Below are 15,161 nucleotides of genomic sequence, written 5' to 3'. Positions count from 1 at the left end.
CCTATAATCACCTTTTTAGGATCACAGCCTCTTAGGGCACAGGTTCCACCGTAGGGAAGTTCATCAGTAATTCCCACCTTAAGACCTTTAGAGGCACATTTATTGGCAGCGGTCATACCGGACATACCGGAACCTATTACAAATACATCGTACTTTTTCATAATTTAAATTATTAGATTGGTTAGTTTTTAATTTATATAAATCTCGTTTTCTTTCCTAAAAACCAAAGTAGGTTTAAAATAACTTTATGATATACATCCCAATAGAATTAACAACATTTAAACCCGATAGAATTGGAAAAAAAATCTTCTACTTTTGAAATTTTTCCTAATGGATTTTTTTCTAACCATTTGTTTGCGGCATCCTCTGAACCAAAAAAGAAGGAGTTCCGGCAGAAACTTGATTTGATATCACAACTATCGGCCTTTTCAACCCATGAAATAAAGAGGGGAACCGGCCTGGTCCATTCTAGAAGATTATCTGAAATAGACAATTGTACAGGAATGTCGGTTATAGGATCTATTGAAATTATTTCCCATCCATGCATTAGATACCGGGGCAATAAAATACTATCCATTGCACACCAGGCATACAATGTTCTATGGTCAAAGTTTAGTTGATGTGCGGTTTTATTTAAAGAAAGTCCTAAATAAGCCACAATATTACCTTCTTTATTTAGCTCTCCGTATTGCTGTATTATTCGATGTGCTTTATCTATAGAGACATCCATTAGTTCAGAAAAGTGACCTGGAGGCAGGGGTTTTCCCTTAAGTAATTCCCAATACACTTTATCACTATTGGGAAGGTTCAATTCCTCTAGCATCTTTTCAAAACCATTCACGGATTGATGACCGTCAAATATTATTTCCTGTTTCTTCATATGCTTTTAGTAATTACAATTAATAAAATTTTAGAAATCGATAATTTGTAACTCCGATTTCATCAATGACCTGAGATGTTTTTTCAAATTGTAAATTTCTTATATAATTTGTTCCGTACTGGGTAAAAAAATCTTCAGTTGCAAGGATATACTCTTTGAGTGACAAATCATTTTTCAATAATCTATGGGCTACAATTACTTCCTTACCATAGAGTTTGCAAAAATCATTGATCATAACAGATCCCAGTTCTCCATAATGGAGAATGAACTTTAAACTAAGCTCTCCTAAAAGCGTACATGCTCCACACGAACAATCTGTTTCAATTACTTGCTTTAATTGATGGTGAAACGCTCGATGCATTAAAAAACATTGTTCTATAATTTCATCTACAGTATAATCTTTGTTGAAACTATAAAACAATATGGCATCACCTTCTATTTCTGAAACCTGAAGCCCTAATTTGTTGTTTTTAAGTATTGCCTCCAGCAAGAGTGCGATAGTAACCTGACTGTATTGTAGATCTGCCTCGTTAATATATTTAGTAAAGCCAGTAATATCCGGGATTAGCAATAATCCCGGCATGATCCCTTTTTTCAATTGAATACATCGTGATACTCCCATACTATTAGCTGGCACAACAGCTTAATTTGGAAACATCCTTTCCAAAAGTAATAGCTGCCAGTTTAATCCCTTCTCCCAAGGTTAAATAAGGATAAAAGCTTTCTGCCAAATCTTTTACGGTTATACCAAACTTAATGGCCATACTTAATTGTTGTATCAATTCACCTCCTTCGGGAGCGATTACTCTAGCGCCTATTAATTTATCGGTTTCAGTATTACGTATGAGTTTAATAAACCCTCTGGTATCCTGTGCGGCCAAAGCCCTTGGAACATGGCTAAGGTCTAATTTAGACACTTCAAAGGGAAGACCTGCTTCTTCGGCTACTATTTCGTCCATACCTGCCCCAGCAACTTGAGGGTCCGTAAATACTACCCAAGGCAATGAAGAATAATCGATACTGGTTTTTGAAAGTGAGAACGCATTGCTTACAGCAGTGCTTCCTTCAGTGGCTGCCGTATAAACAAAAGGAGGGGTCTGGATAACATCCCCGGCAGCAAAAATATTGGGTATATTGGTTTCCATCTTTTCGTTCACCAAAACATGTCCCACCGCTGAAAGGTTCATTTTGATCTTATCCAGTCCTAGTTTAGAAGTATTAGGTTTTGTTCCTGTGGCAACCACTATTTTGCCTTTTTCAATAATTTGGGTGGTAGTACCGTCGGGACAGTTACAATGAATAATGGTATCCGCTCCCTGTTTTTCAAATTTAAACGCCCGGAAATTAGGCAGGATTTCTATTCCTTCCTTCTTCATTTGTGCCTCGAGCACATCTGTTATGTCCTTGGTCTGGCTTCTTAAAGGCCTGTCGGTAAATTCTATGATACGCACTTTTACGCCCAATCTATTGTATGCCATGGCAATTTCTAACCCGATATAGCCCGCACCCATAATAGTCAGGCTTTTCGGTTTTTCTTCTAAATCGAATAAGGATACATTGGTTAGATAGCCAACCTCATTTAATCCTTCAATATTAGGGATGTTGGTGGTAGCTCCGGTCGCAATAAGGATGTTTGTGGCTGTGTAAGTATCTTTACCATCAACAATAATGGTTCTTTTATCCACAAACTCAGCCCATCCTTTTAACATGGTCAGGTGCTTAAAATCCTTTACCACATCCATATATTTCTGTTGCTGCAGGGCCGCGACCAGGTCTTTTTTATCTTTAATAACCCGGCTAAAATCTATATCTACACCCTTAGGGCTGATCCCTTTAAAATTAGAATGGGTTGCGTGATATGCCGTTTCGGCAGCTCTTATTAAGTTTTTAGAAGGAACACAGCCTACATTAACACAAGTGCCGCCAAAATTCAGGCCCGCGTTTACCATAAGGGTTTTAAGTCCTAAACTTTCAGCTTTTATGGCTGCTGAAAATGCAGCTGACCCTCCACCTATGATGATAAGGTCAAAATTTTTTTTATCTGAAACCTGTTGGCCGTTACTAACCTTATAATGGCCAGACATTTCTATGTTATCAATAATATCTTGCTGAGATGTGTTGCTGGAATCAAAGACGAATTTTCCTTCGCCTTTAGGATAAGATACATCTAATGCTATAACTCCTTCTAATTGCTTTACTTTTTTTTCGATGCCTGAAGCACAGCCGGCACAGGTCATACCCTGAATGGTTAAAGTGATTTCTTTTTGTGTATTCATTTTATTTTCTGTTCTGTTGAGGATAATAACTACCCAAATTATTTTTGATTATGATTTATCTTTTAAAAATGGAATTAGCCATTTGGTATGGTTAATCCCTAGCCAGTGGTGTACCAACAATCCTAAAATGGTACCGTGGACAATATGAGCCGCAAGCGTGATCAAAAATAATTGAGGCCACATATATTTGATACCAAAAAGCCCAGCCATCGGTCCCATAGGAGGGCCGGTCATCATACCTAACTCCATAATCAGCATCCAGCCTATAGCCCATAAAACGGTTTTATTATATGAGATAAAGTTTCCAAATACCAGGGTAAATATCAATCCAAAACTTGCACCGTTCAAAAAATGGATCAACTGGCCAACCCAGTAATATTCGCTGAAGTTACTGCTCCCAGTCACCATCTTTCCAAACATTTCTGGAGTATCTCCCGGTAACCAGCTAGCTATCACCCCCATCTGACGAATCCAGTCCAGGCCTATAGTAGCTATTGCCCCTGCTAAGAGGCCCACGACAATTCGTTTATATAGATCAGGGAAATTTTTCTTACTGTAAAAAATAATCCATGTTAAGATGAGCATAGAAGGGATATAAACAAATAGCATATATGGCTCACCAAATTCGTGGGCTGTTTTAATGACTTTTGGCCCCATAGTGATTCCTTTATAATACTGAGCATATCCAAAAGAAAGCACAATTAAGTTTATAGGCACAAATCCACCTGTAAATAAAGCTAGCAAGGATAAAAAGGTTTTTTTGTTTAACATATCTAATTATTTTACGGTCTCTTTTATAAGAATGTTTTCAACCAAACCATCCAGCTCCCTGGCTACCTCAGTTGTTCTTTATAATTGTTAATAAGGCTGAATGGTAGAAAATAACGATTCACCACCCCATTTTAATTTAGATTTTCTTAAATATGTAAAAAGACAAGTTTTCTTTAATTATATAAGTAACTTCTTAAGTATATAGGTAAATAAAAAAATTATGACTCGTTTTGGGTAGTCTCTATTACCTTTTCAACTTTATAGCCTTTCTTTTCTATAATTTTTTTTAAGGCCTCGATATTTGTTTTAGTGTTTTCGAACTTAATAATGGCAATATCCCCGGGATATTCAACCGAATGTTCCACAACACCTTCTACTTCTTTAAGCGCATTGTAAATAGCATTAGAACAACCCGCGCAGGTAATTCCGTCAATTTTAAACTTAACGGTGTTTGTTGTTTGCTGATTGATACTTGCTTCCATTATTGTTTGGCTTTTTGATGTAGGGCAACATTGTTGCGCTTTAACCTGGAATGAGGTTAATGATAAAACTATAACAGTTATTACTAATAGATTTTTCATAATATTTTGTTTGAATTTACTTATGTACCACTTTATATCCGGTAGAATTAATCGCTTTTTCAATATCTTCTTTAGATGTTTTTGTATTGTCAAATTTGACCTCAGTGTTTTCATTTTCATAAGAAGGGATTACTTCTAAAATCCCATCCAGTTGATTTACTGCGTGTTTTACGCTTTCTTCACAACCAGCACAAGTCATTCCCTCAACATCAAACTTTATAGTTTGAATATCTGACTGGCTAACCACTACAATATCTTTTTTATTATCAGGATAGAATATTTCTGAATAGTATGGGAAAGCTAACATTAACACGGAGAAAATAGTAACTATACCCAGAAAAGCTTTGGATTTAAAGAAAGAAGGCTTTTCGTCTTCGTCACAGGCGCAGTCTATCTCCTCCTGGGTTTTTGGTTTTAATTTTTGATACCAGGCAAAAGCCAGTACTAAGATGGTAATACCAATAAGATATGGTCTGAAGGGTTCCATCCAGGAAAAAGAGGAGGCGATGCCGGCGCTTCCTGAAATCAAGGCCAATATCGGTGTGATACAGCAAAGTGAGGCCGCCGCCGCTGTAAGCAATCCAGCTCCTAAAAGTCCGCTGGATTCATTTTTTTTAGGTGATTTAGGATTCGTTTTCATTATTTAAGCTATTTTATTTTTTGTAATTTAATTATCAAACTATGCTGTTTAAACCGCTATTTTAGATTGCTTTATCCCTTGAAATATATAAGAAAGGATTTTTTCCCCTCCATCGTTTAAAGAATAAAAGAGGGTTTGACCTTCCCGTCGTGACGAAATGATACCGGCATCTTTGATTTTCCGGATATGCTGGGAAACTGCCGGCACGCTCATTTCCAGAATATCAGCGATATCACAAGGACAAAGTTCATTTTCCATATCTAACAGGAAAAGGATTTTTAAACGTACCTCATTTCCCGCAAGCGTTAAAATTTTACTCATTGTTTGAAAGCTGGAAGAAGATTTGTCAATAGTATTCTTACAACGCAATATTTGCGTATGATCAGCTTCATTTCTGGTACAGGTTATTTCTAAACTCATAAATAATATTTTTAATTACAGTACAAATATATCATTAATATATTATTTAAGCAAAAACTTAAATATAAAATGCTGAAAATTCTCTAATTTTTTTTGAGGTATAAGGTGAGGCTCCTTAGCATTCCAACCGAAAAGCTCCCAAGTTAAAGAACTCCTGAATTATTGCTTTTCACTTATTTTACCAATTATACCGGAAATCCCCTCATAATTTGCAGCCACTGCCACTCCATAAACTAAATGTGCAAGAAAACCGCGTATATGGGTAGATGTAGGATATTTTTTGTTTGGAGCACTATAACCTAATACAGGGGTAATCCCTTCATCTACAATTAGAGAAAGGGAAGCACCCGTAATTAAGCCATTAGAAGTAGTCGATAAGGAGTTGGTGTATTTTAAAATAGGATAAAGTCCTGCCCATCCCATACCCAGACCAAAATGGAAAACCTGTCCCATCTTTTTTTCCTGATCCTCATTTAATTCAAAACCTAAACTCTTAAGAGTTTTTTTTGCAGCGATTTGAAAGGGAGGACCTGGCCTTACCTCTTCTTCTTTCTCTTGATCTTTTTTAGATTCTAATTTATACAGCTTCATGGAAACTTTTTCCATCGCTTTAGTGGCCAAATATCCACTTACCATACTACCTGCGAATGCAAATAAAACTTTAGAGATTTTCATAGCTTATATTTTTATTAATAGAACTTCAAATTATATATAATTATTTACGCAATTAGTTAACTAGGTTCTAAAGTATTGGTAAGGAAGTTTAAAATTCAGTTAGTTCTAATGGATATCCTGAAGATTTTCCTACATATTTCATGATTAAGTTTTTAGGTTTTACTGTAGGGACAACGGGATATTGTCATAATAAAACAAGGGCATGAATAGTGAGGGATATTCTTTTTAATTTGAGAAAAGTGTTCAAATTCATAATGAAGCACCTGTCTAATAAACTGCTTATAATTTTAGGTAAAGCTTATTATTAAAATTCATAACGCTTCTTGAGATAGTTCGAAAAACTTTAAATCGAATAATTATTCCGAAAATTATTATGAGGTTAAATGATTAGAAAGAAATAAATTTTAGACCGGAATGAGAGGAAATATGGGTTAAGATTCTAACAGCATTACTGTACCAAGCCCGCCATCAGCACATACACTTACAATAGCTCTTTTTCCCGTCCCTCTTTTTGCCAGCTCTTTGATCGCCTGATTAATAATTCTGGCGCCGGTTGCGGCAAAAGGATGGCCTATGGCTATGCTGCCACCATTGGGATTTATATTTTTTTGCGGAAACTCACCGAAATTAAATGAAGTGCCCACTTTTTTCAAATGCTCTTTATCCTCCAATAAATGAATGTTTGCGACAACCTGTGCCCCAAATGCTTCATGAATTTCCCATAGGTCAATTTCATTATAGCGAAGTTCATGTCGTTCCAATAATCTGGGTATGGCATAGGTTGTCGCCATTAACAGCCCATCTTCCTCAATATTTACAGCAGCAATTTCCCAATCGATAAGTTTTACGGCATATGAATCCTTTGGGAACTTTTCTTTTCCTTTTTCCTTACATACCCATAATCCCGCTGCACCATCTGTAAGTAACGAAGAATTCCCAGCGGTAAGAGTACCATTCCCGGATTCTTTATCAAAAACGGGATTTAAAGAACTTAGTTTTTCCAGGTTAGTATCTTCCCGTGGGATGGTATCACGATCTAATCCTTTAACCGGAGTGATGAGATCATCGAAAAACCCATCTTTGCGGGCTTTGGTATAATTTTGATGGCTTTTAAGAGCTATTTCATCCTGTGGTTTTCTTTTTATATCAAGACGCTTGGTAGTGATCTCTGAATGTTCTCCCATACTCAAACCTGTACTTCTATTAGAAACACTGGGAATAAACAAGCGAATATTTCCAAATTTCAAATCTTTAAGCTTCCCTATTTTTTCCTTGAAACTTTTTGCCTGAAAAAGTCTTCTTAACCAATCTGAAAAATCCTGGTTTAATCCCAACTGAATCCTACTCATACTTTCCGTTCCACCAGCCAATGCAATTTGATCCTCATTGATAAGGGAGGTAGCTTCTATCGCAGCCATCATACTAGTACTACAGGCCATTATGCTGGTGAAAGCAGGAATGGTTTGATCCAGCCCGGCATCCATTATAATTTCACGGGCTAAATTACTGTACCCAAGATTAGGTGCAACAGAGCCCCAAATTAATAAATCGGGAGTCAATTTTGTATTTTCTGTCATGGCCTTCACCACCGGGAGGGATAAATTTATTACATCCAGATCCTTTAATTCTTTATCAACCTTCGAAAAAGGGGTTCTCACTCCGGCTATTAGCCAAACGGTATCAACTGTTGTTTTCATATTAATTATATTTATGTAATATACAAACTAAATAAAATTGTGTATCTAATGGTTTAAAAATATAATTGATCTGTTTTCAATAAGTTGAAGTAATAAGAACTAATTCGATCAATTTTTTGATAGAGTAAAAAGTTGAATTAATTTTCTTATCTTTGCGGTTAATAATGAAGAAAGGATTTAATAAAATACTATCAATGACCCTGGCACTACTCGTGTTTGGCACCTCAATTACTTATGCGGTGGAAATGCATTTTTGTGCTGAAAATTTAGTAGATTTTTCCTTTTTCAACAACTCTTCTAATTGCGCAGAATTAGACAGTAATGAAGAATTAATAGAAATTTGTGCGGTCTCAGAAGTACCTTGTTGCAATAGCGAACAAGTTGTAATTGAGGGTCAGGATACTTTGGTGAAATCTAATTTTGAAGATCTCACCTATAATCAGCAACTTTTCTTAACCTCATTTGGTTATTCTTTTATTAATCTATTTGAAGGATTGGAGAGAAATGTTGTACCTTTTGCCTCCTATATTCCACCACTCCTGGTACGGGATATTCTAATTTTAGACCAGACTTTCCTTATTTGATTTTTTAAGTATTATAAAATTAGCCCATCGGTATTTCTGATGCAGGCTTTGCTATGCTTATTTCTTTTTAAGAAGTATTTATAATTACTTAATAATCAAATATATGCTAAATAAAAGTATAAAATTTTTAATAGAAAACAAGCTGGTAGCTATATTGCTATTAGTACTATTTGTCGGTTGGGGAGTGGTTAACGCCCCGTTCGATTGGAGAACCGGGATTTTACCAAGTGATCCGGTAGCCGTTGATGCTATTCCTGATATAGGTGAAAATCAACAAATTGTATATACAAAATGGGATGGAAGATCCCCTCAGGATATAGAAGATCAAATTACCTATCCACTTACTACTTCTTTACTAGGTATCCCGGGAGTAAAGACTATCCGAAGTTCATCAATGTTCGGCTTCTCCGCAATTTATATCATTTTTGAAGAAGACATAGAATTTTATTGGAGCCGTAGCCGTATCCTGGAAAAATTAAATTCCCTACCCTCTGGATTGCTTCCAGAAGATGTTAATCCTTCATTAGGACCAGATGCCACTGGCTTGGGGCAAATATTCTGGTACACACTTGAAGGCAGGGATAAAGATGGAAATGTAACCGGGGGATGGGATTTACATGAATTAAGGAGTATTCAGGATTTTTATGTAAAATACGCTTTATCTGGTGCTAGCGGTGTGTCAGAGGTTGCTTCGATAGGTGGTTTTGTTCAGGAGTATCAAATAGATGTAGATCCGGAATTAATGCGCCAATATAATATAGGCCTACAAAAAGTTGTAGAAGCGACACGGAAAAGTAACCGGGATATTGGAGCCCAGACCCTAGAAATTAATAAAGCAGAATATCTTGTTCGTGGCCTGGGATATATTGAATCTATAGAAGATATACAAAATGCTGTTGTAACATCTGAAGAATTTGCCTCTATTCGGATAAAAGATATCGCTAAGGTTACCTTAGGCCCCAAGACCCGCCGTGGTCTCCTGGATAAAGAAGGAGCTGAAGTGGTAGGTGGTGTTGTGGTTGCCCGCTACGGGGCGAACCCACTAGAAGTAATTAATAATGTTAAAGACAAGATAAATGAAATAAGTGCAGGATTACCTTCAAAAGAATTGAGTGACGGAAGGACATCCCAGGTTACCATAGTTCCGTTTTATGATCGTACCGAGCTTATCCAGGAAACACTGGGGACATTAAATGAAGCGCTAACCCTTGAAATCCTTATTACCGTCCTGGTGATTATCATAATGGTCTTCAATCTTAGAGCCTCCATTCTCATCTCGGGATTGTTGCCAGTCGCAGTCTTAATGGTATTCATATCTATGAAACTCTTTGGAGTACCCGCCAATATAGTGGCACTATCTGGAATAGCAATTGCCATTGGTACTATGGTAGATGTCGGGGTAATACTTTCAGAAAATATTATCAGGCATCTGGATGAGGATAAGGACCGGTTATCCATTAATGAAATAGTTTATAATGCTACGGCAGAGGTCTCAGGGGCTATTTTAACAGCGGTTCTGACTACAATTATCAGCTTCCTTCCCGTTTTCACCATGGTTGGTGCAGAAGGAAAATTGTTCCGGCCACTTGCTTTTACCAAAACAATGGCTCTGACAGCATCGCTCGTTGTGGCCTTATTTTTAATCCCACCTTTCGCGGCAATATTTTTCAAAAAAAGAAATATTAAGACAGTGGCCGGTTATACGGTTAACGCTATCGTAATTGCCCTGGGGATTACCGCGCTTATTTTTGGACATGTATTAGGCCTGGTACTGGTGGCATTTGGAATCACCGGAATTCTTCTTCTTAAAAAGAAGATTTCGCCAAAACGATCCAATTTGATTAATATTATTATTTCAAGTTTTACCATAGTTTATCTTCTCGCAGCTTACTGGAGACCGCTTGGTTTTGACCGAAGTATATTTATGAACCTCATATTTGTGAGTTTAATTGCTTTCGGACTGCTGGGAACATTCGCCGTTTTCAGAAGATATTATACCAGGATACTAAGATGGACCTTAAGAAATAAAATATTGTTTTTATCCATTCCTACGGCTATTGTAATTTTTGGGGTGGTGATAATGCAAAATACGGGTAAGGAATTTATGCCTTCCCTTAACGAAGGTTCCTTTCTATTGATGCCTACTTCCATGCCACACGCAGGGGTAGAAGAGAACAAGCGGATTTTAAGGCAACTGGATATGGCCGTGGCCAATATTCCTGAAGTAAAAACGGTAGTTGGTAAAGCCGGACGTACAGAATCAGCTTTAGATCCAGCGCCACTGTCTATGTACGAGAATATTATTCAGTATAAATCTGAATATATGCGCAATGAAGAGGGGGAACGCCAACGCTACAGGGTAAACGAGGATGGCCTTTTTATACTTGATGATGGAAAATTAAGTATCAATCCCAATTTAGAGATAGATGAAGATGCAGATGGATATGCCCAGGATAAACTCAGGGATCCGTTTTCTCTAAAAAGAGAAGACCTGATCCCGGATGAAGATGGGGAGTATTTTAGAACATGGCGCCCGGAAATAAAATCGGCTGACGATATATGGAATGAGATTGTAAGGGTTACCAAACTTCCAGGTATTACTTCGGCCCCTAAGCTTCAACCTATTGAAACAAGACTCGTAATGCTGCAAACAGGAATGCGTGCTCCTATGGGTATTAAAGTGAAAGGGCAGGACCTTAGGGAAATTGAAGCCTTTGGGTTGAAACTTGAAGAGATCATAAAAGAAGCGGAGGGTGTTAAAGATGAAGCTGTTTTTGCTGACCGTATTGTAGGAAAGCCCTATCTACTTATTGATATAAATAGGGAACGTTTAGCCAGGTACGGAATTGCGATAGAAGATGTCCAGCGTACCCTCCAGGTTGCCATTGGGGGAATGCAAATTACAGAGACTGTTGAAGGGCGTGAACGTTATGGTGTTAGGGTAAGGTATCCCCGCGAATTACGGGAAAACCCCCAGGATATAAAGGATATTTATGTGCCGGTGCAAAATGGCAGTCCTGTTCCTTTGGGAGAACTGGTAGACGTACGCTATGAACAGGGTCCCCAGGTTATTAAAAGTGAAGATACTTTTTTAATCGGCTATGTATTATTTGATAAATTAGATGGGTTTGCAGAGGTAAACGTCGTAGAAAATGCTCAGGCAGTAATCCAGGAGAAAATAGATTCTGGTGAACTTGTGGTGCCTAAGGGGATTACTTATCGATTTACCGGTACCTATGAAAATCAGCTCCGTGCAGAGAAAACCTTGTCTATAGTTGTGCCTCTGGCACTGGTTATCATTTTCCTGATCCTGTATTTTCAGTTTAAATCTGTTTCTACTTCATTAATGGTCTTTACCGGTATCGCGGTAGCTTTTGCCGGAGGGTTTCTGATGATCTGGTTTTATGGCCAGGATTGGTTCTTAGATTTCAACTTTTTTGGTGAAAATCTACGGAACCTGTTCCAGATACACCCTATTAACCTGAGTGTGGCCGTATGGGTTGGTTTTATAGCCCTTTTTGGAATCGCCACCGATGACGGGGTAGTTATGGCCACCTACCTAACACAAACCTTTGATAGAAATGATCCAGAAAATAAGGACGAGATAAGGGATTCTATTGTTGAGGCGGGTGAGAAAAGGATTCGACCTTGTCTAATGACCACGGCAACAACCATTCTAGCCTTATTGCCCATATTAACATCAACAGGGCGGGGTAGTGATATCATGATACCTATGGCAATACCCAGCTTTGGCGGGATGCTCATCGCCCTTATGACACTCTTCGTGGTACCTGTATTGTTTAGTTGGAAAAAAGAATTTGCACTTAAAAGAAAGAACAAATGAGATATATAATTGTAATAATCACCTTGTTGATTTTCACGCAGTCCCGAGGGCAGGATTTACAGTCATACCTTCAGGAGGCGGAAATAAACAATCCGGAGATCCAGGCCTTTGAACTTCGCTATGATATTGCTGAAGAAAAGGTCAATGAAGTGAATACCCTGCCCAATACAGAGGTAAGCGGGGGGTATTTTGTAAGTGAACCTGAAACCCGGACGGGGGCACAATCCGTAAGATTTTCGGCCAGGCAGATGATTCCCTGGTTTGGGACTATTACGGCAAGGGAAAATTATGCGTCCGCACTGGCAGATGCTGAATATATTGAAGTCGCCATTGCAAAGCGAAAATTAAAACTCGCTGTCTCCCAGTCCTATTACCGGTTGTATGCGATTGAAGCCAAACAACGTGTTTTAGAGGAGAATATCGAACTTCTGGATACTTACGAGAGGCTGGCACTTACCTCCCTTGAAGTCGGAAATGCTTCTGCGGTAGACGTTTTACGCTTGCAAATAAGACAAAACGAACTGGTGGAAAAAAAGGAAGTACTGGAACAGGATTTCTTGGCAGAACAAAGCGAGTTCAATAATCGTCTGAACCGGGAGGAAGGGGAGCAGGTAGTGGTATATGATTCTGTACCATTGCCCTCAGAAGATTTTATAATATCTGTAGATAATTTAAACAACCACCCAGAATTGTTGAAATATGATGAACTTTATGAATCGGTAGAGCTGGCCGAAGTCCTAAATCAGAAAGAATCGTTGCCTGACCTGGGTTTTGGGGCAGATTATGTTGCAGTGACCGAACGGCCGGACATGGACTTTAATGATAATGGCAAGGATATTTTTATGCCAATGGTCTCGCTATCGATCCCTATTTTTAATAACAAATATAAATCGATATCAAGGCAAAATGAACTCCGGCAATTAGAATTGGACGCGCAAAAGGATGAGCGCCGAAACCAACTGGAAACAACGCTGGAAAGGGCCCGTAGCAACCGGGAAGCTTCCCGCATCACCTATAACACTCAATTAAATAATCTGGAACAGGCCAGGGACGCCGAGGAGGTTCTAATTAGAAGTTATGAAACCGGCACTATCGATTTTAATGATGTGCTGGACATTCAGGAATTACAGCTAAAATTTCAAATAGGATTGATTGAAGCAACTAAGAATTATTATGTACAAATGGCCATTATTAATTATCTGAACAATAATTAATCTAGAAATATAAAAAAATATAAAGATGAAAAAATATAGTATATACATAGGAATATTGATTGGTGGGCTGGTATTGGGATATTTAATATTCAGTAATGGCTCATCAGACACAAATTTGGAAAGCACCAAAGTGTTGGAAGGTTCGGAAGGACATGACCATGAAGGTGAAAATGGAGAAACACAGATGTGGACCTGCTCTATGCACCCCCAAATTATGTTGCCTGAACCAGGGGACTGCCCAATTTGCGGGATGGATTTGATCCCTGCGGAAGAAGGTGCCGGTGGCTTGACCACAGATCAGTTCACCATGACCGAAAATGCCCTGGCATTGGCCAATATCCAAACCACACAGGTTGGGGGTGCCAGGATTGAAAATAATACGCTGGTGCTTTCAGGTAAGATTATGGAAAACGAAGAATTAAACGCCGTACAGGTATCTTACTTTGCGGGAAGGATAGAAAAACTCTATGTGAATTTTACTGGAGAACAGGTAAACAGAGGACAGTTGCTGGCCACCATTTATTCCCCGGAACTGGTTTCCGCACAACAGGAATTGCTTACGGCGGCTTCTTTGCGGGAATCACAACCTGAACTTTATAAAGCGGTAAGGAACAAGCTCAAGCTTTGGAAGCTATCCGATAAACAGATTAATAGTATTGAAGAAGCGGGAAGTGTTATAGAAAATTTCCCGGTATATGCAACGGTTTCAGGAACGGTAACAGAAAAAATGGCGCAGGAAGGGGATTATATCAAACAGGGACAGCCTTTATATAAAATAGCGAACTTAAGCTCTGTATGGGCTATGTTCGATGCGTACGAAAATCAAATTTCCGGCTTAGATGAAGGCCAGGAAATTCAGATTACCACCAATTCTTACCCGGATAAAGAATTTAACGCGAAAATTTCATTTATAGATCCCGTTTTAAATACCGCTACACGAACTGTCATGATACGTGCAGAGCTTAACAATGAGAATGGAGTGTTGAAACCGGGGATGTTCGTCCAGGGGAAAGTAAAAGGGGTGAGCGGCCCAACAAACGAGATGGTAGTAATTCCGCAAAGTGCCGTGCTTTGGACCGGGGAACGTTCAGTGGTATATGTAAAGGCCAAAAATGAGGACCCTGTTTTTGAACTTCGGGAAGTAAAACTAGGCAATATGCGAGGTGACCAATATGAAATCCTTTCCGGTTTGCAGAATGGGGAACAGGTTGTTACCAACGGAACCTTTACCGTAGATGCAGCAGCGCAGTTAAAAGGAAAAAAATCTATGATGAGCCCAGAAGGGGGAACCGCCGGAGGATCAATGCCCGGGATGGATATGGGCAATAATGCGGCGAAAGAAAATAATAGCCAGGTTAAGGGCCAGGTAAGTACCGAGAAATTCCTGGAAGGCGAGGCTTATGATTTTAGGGTGGAAACACCAGATTCCTTCAGGAAACAACTTGATGCAGTGATCCACGCCTACCTGTCTCTGAAGGATGGTTTAGTTGAAGCTGATGAGAAGGCCACCTTTAAATACAGCACCCAGTTATATGAAGCACTGCAGGATATAGACGGCAGTGTTTTAAAAGGTAAAGCA

Annotated in this window: 14 protein-coding genes; 4 read left to right on the top strand and 10 right to left on the bottom strand. The window is 38.6% G+C overall.

What is annotated here, in order from left to right; all coding sequences use genetic code 11:
* The 10 genes from Q1K34_RS17180 to Q1K34_RS17135 form a co-directional block, all read right to left on the bottom strand.
* Window positions 1-161 (bottom strand): FAD-dependent oxidoreductase (locus tag Q1K34_RS17180; protein WP_300441738.1); only part of this gene is annotated, 161 nt, incomplete at its 3' end.
* 107 nt (window positions 162-268) lie between these two features.
* Window positions 269-880 carry an organomercurial lyase gene (gene merB, locus Q1K34_RS17175; protein ID WP_300441735.1) on the bottom strand — a complete coding sequence of 204 codons (612 nt, stop codon included), beginning with the start codon at window positions 878-880 and terminating at the stop codon, window positions 269-271.
* A gap of 19 nt (window positions 881-899) precedes the next feature.
* Window positions 900-1,517, bottom strand: a complete 618-nt coding sequence (locus Q1K34_RS17170; protein WP_300441733.1) for a DUF2652 domain-containing protein — start codon at window positions 1,515-1,517, stop codon at window positions 900-902.
* Window positions 1,507-3,156 (bottom strand): mercury(II) reductase, encoded by a 1,650-nt coding sequence (merA, locus tag Q1K34_RS17165; RefSeq protein WP_300441730.1) that lies wholly within the window; start codon window positions 3,154-3,156, stop codon window positions 1,507-1,509. The genes Q1K34_RS17170 and merA overlap by 11 nt, the downstream gene beginning before the upstream one ends.
* 48 nt (window positions 3,157-3,204) lie before the next feature.
* Entirely contained in the window at window positions 3,205-3,927 is a 723-nt protein-coding gene (locus Q1K34_RS17160; RefSeq protein ID WP_300441727.1) for a hypothetical protein, read from the bottom strand.
* A 218-nt stretch (window positions 3,928-4,145) separates the two neighbouring features.
* A complete protein-coding gene (locus Q1K34_RS17155; protein WP_300441724.1) occupies window positions 4,146-4,508 on the bottom strand; it encodes a heavy-metal-associated domain-containing protein in 363 nt (120 codons plus the stop codon).
* A gap of 16 nt (window positions 4,509-4,524) precedes the next feature.
* Window positions 4,525-5,148, bottom strand: coding sequence for a mercuric transport protein MerTP (gene merTP, locus Q1K34_RS17150; RefSeq protein ID WP_300441722.1), 624 nt, complete (start codon window positions 5,146-5,148; stop codon window positions 4,525-4,527).
* A 48-nt stretch (window positions 5,149-5,196) separates the two neighbouring features.
* Window positions 5,197-5,568, bottom strand: a complete 372-nt coding sequence (locus Q1K34_RS17145; protein ID WP_300441720.1) for a metalloregulator ArsR/SmtB family transcription factor — start codon at window positions 5,566-5,568, stop codon at window positions 5,197-5,199.
* Between the two features lie 159 nt (window positions 5,569-5,727).
* Entirely contained in the window at window positions 5,728-6,243 is a 516-nt protein-coding gene (locus Q1K34_RS17140) for a DUF1440 domain-containing protein (RefSeq protein ID WP_300441717.1), read from the bottom strand.
* Between the two features lie 431 nt (window positions 6,244-6,674).
* On the bottom strand, window positions 6,675-7,940 hold the full coding sequence (locus Q1K34_RS17135) for an acetyl-CoA C-acyltransferase (RefSeq protein ID WP_300441714.1): 1,266 nt from the start codon (window positions 7,938-7,940) through the stop codon (window positions 6,675-6,677).
* A 164-nt stretch (window positions 7,941-8,104) separates the two neighbouring features.
* Here Q1K34_RS17135 and Q1K34_RS17130 point away from each other — a divergent pair, with 164 nt between their 5' ends.
* The 4 genes from Q1K34_RS17130 to Q1K34_RS17115 form a co-directional block, all read left to right on the top strand.
* Window positions 8,105-8,524, top strand: a complete 420-nt coding sequence (locus tag Q1K34_RS17130; protein ID WP_041250037.1) for a hypothetical protein — start codon at window positions 8,105-8,107, stop codon at window positions 8,522-8,524.
* 103 nt (window positions 8,525-8,627) lie between these two features.
* Window positions 8,628-12,368 carry an efflux RND transporter permease subunit gene (locus Q1K34_RS17125; protein WP_300441709.1) on the top strand — a complete coding sequence of 1,247 codons (3,741 nt, stop codon included), beginning with the start codon at window positions 8,628-8,630 and terminating at the stop codon, window positions 12,366-12,368.
* Window positions 12,365-13,582, top strand: coding sequence for a TolC family protein (locus Q1K34_RS17120; protein WP_011709219.1), 1,218 nt, complete (start codon window positions 12,365-12,367; stop codon window positions 13,580-13,582). The genes Q1K34_RS17125 and Q1K34_RS17120 overlap by 4 nt, the downstream gene beginning before the upstream one ends.
* A 25-nt stretch (window positions 13,583-13,607) precedes the next feature.
* Window positions 13,608-15,161: efflux RND transporter periplasmic adaptor subunit (locus Q1K34_RS17115; protein WP_300441703.1), on the top strand; the 1,554-nt coding region annotated here is incomplete at its 3' end.

The sequence above is a fragment of the Christiangramia sp. genome (genome assembly GCF_029937855.1).
Taxonomy (GTDB): domain Bacteria; phylum Bacteroidota; class Bacteroidia; order Flavobacteriales; family Flavobacteriaceae; genus Christiangramia.
The sequence above is the reverse complement of the archived record's forward strand: the minus strand, read 5'-3'. Positions and strand labels throughout refer to the sequence as shown.

Coding starts and splice junctions, on each gene's coding strand:
- merB (WP_300441735.1), bottom strand. CDS start 880: ATGAAGAAACAGGAAATAATATTTGACGGTCATCAATCCGTGAATGGT.
- merA (WP_300441730.1), bottom strand. CDS start 3,156: ATGAATACACAAAAAGAAATCACTTTAACCATTCAGGGTATGACCTGT.
- Q1K34_RS17160 (WP_300441727.1), bottom strand. CDS start 3,927: ATGTTAAACAAAAAAACCTTTTTATCCTTGCTAGCTTTATTTACAGGT.
- Q1K34_RS17155 (WP_300441724.1), bottom strand. CDS start 4,508: ATGAAAAATCTATTAGTAATAACTGTTATAGTTTTATCATTAACCTCA.
- merTP (WP_300441722.1), bottom strand. CDS start 5,148: ATGAAAACGAATCCTAAATCACCTAAAAAAAATGAATCCAGCGGACTT.
- Q1K34_RS17145 (WP_300441720.1), bottom strand. CDS start 5,568: ATGAGTTTAGAAATAACCTGTACCAGAAATGAAGCTGATCATACGCAA.
- Q1K34_RS17140 (WP_300441717.1), bottom strand. CDS start 6,243: ATGAAAATCTCTAAAGTTTTATTTGCATTCGCAGGTAGTATGGTAAGT.
- Q1K34_RS17135 (WP_300441714.1), bottom strand. CDS start 7,940: ATGAAAACAACAGTTGATACCGTTTGGCTAATAGCCGGAGTGAGAACC.
- Q1K34_RS17130 (WP_041250037.1), top strand. CDS start 8,105: ATGAAGAAAGGATTTAATAAAATACTATCAATGACCCTGGCACTACTC.
- Q1K34_RS17125 (WP_300441709.1), top strand. CDS start 8,628: ATGCTAAATAAAAGTATAAAATTTTTAATAGAAAACAAGCTGGTAGCT.
- Q1K34_RS17120 (WP_011709219.1), top strand. CDS start 12,365: ATGAGATATATAATTGTAATAATCACCTTGTTGATTTTCACGCAGTCC.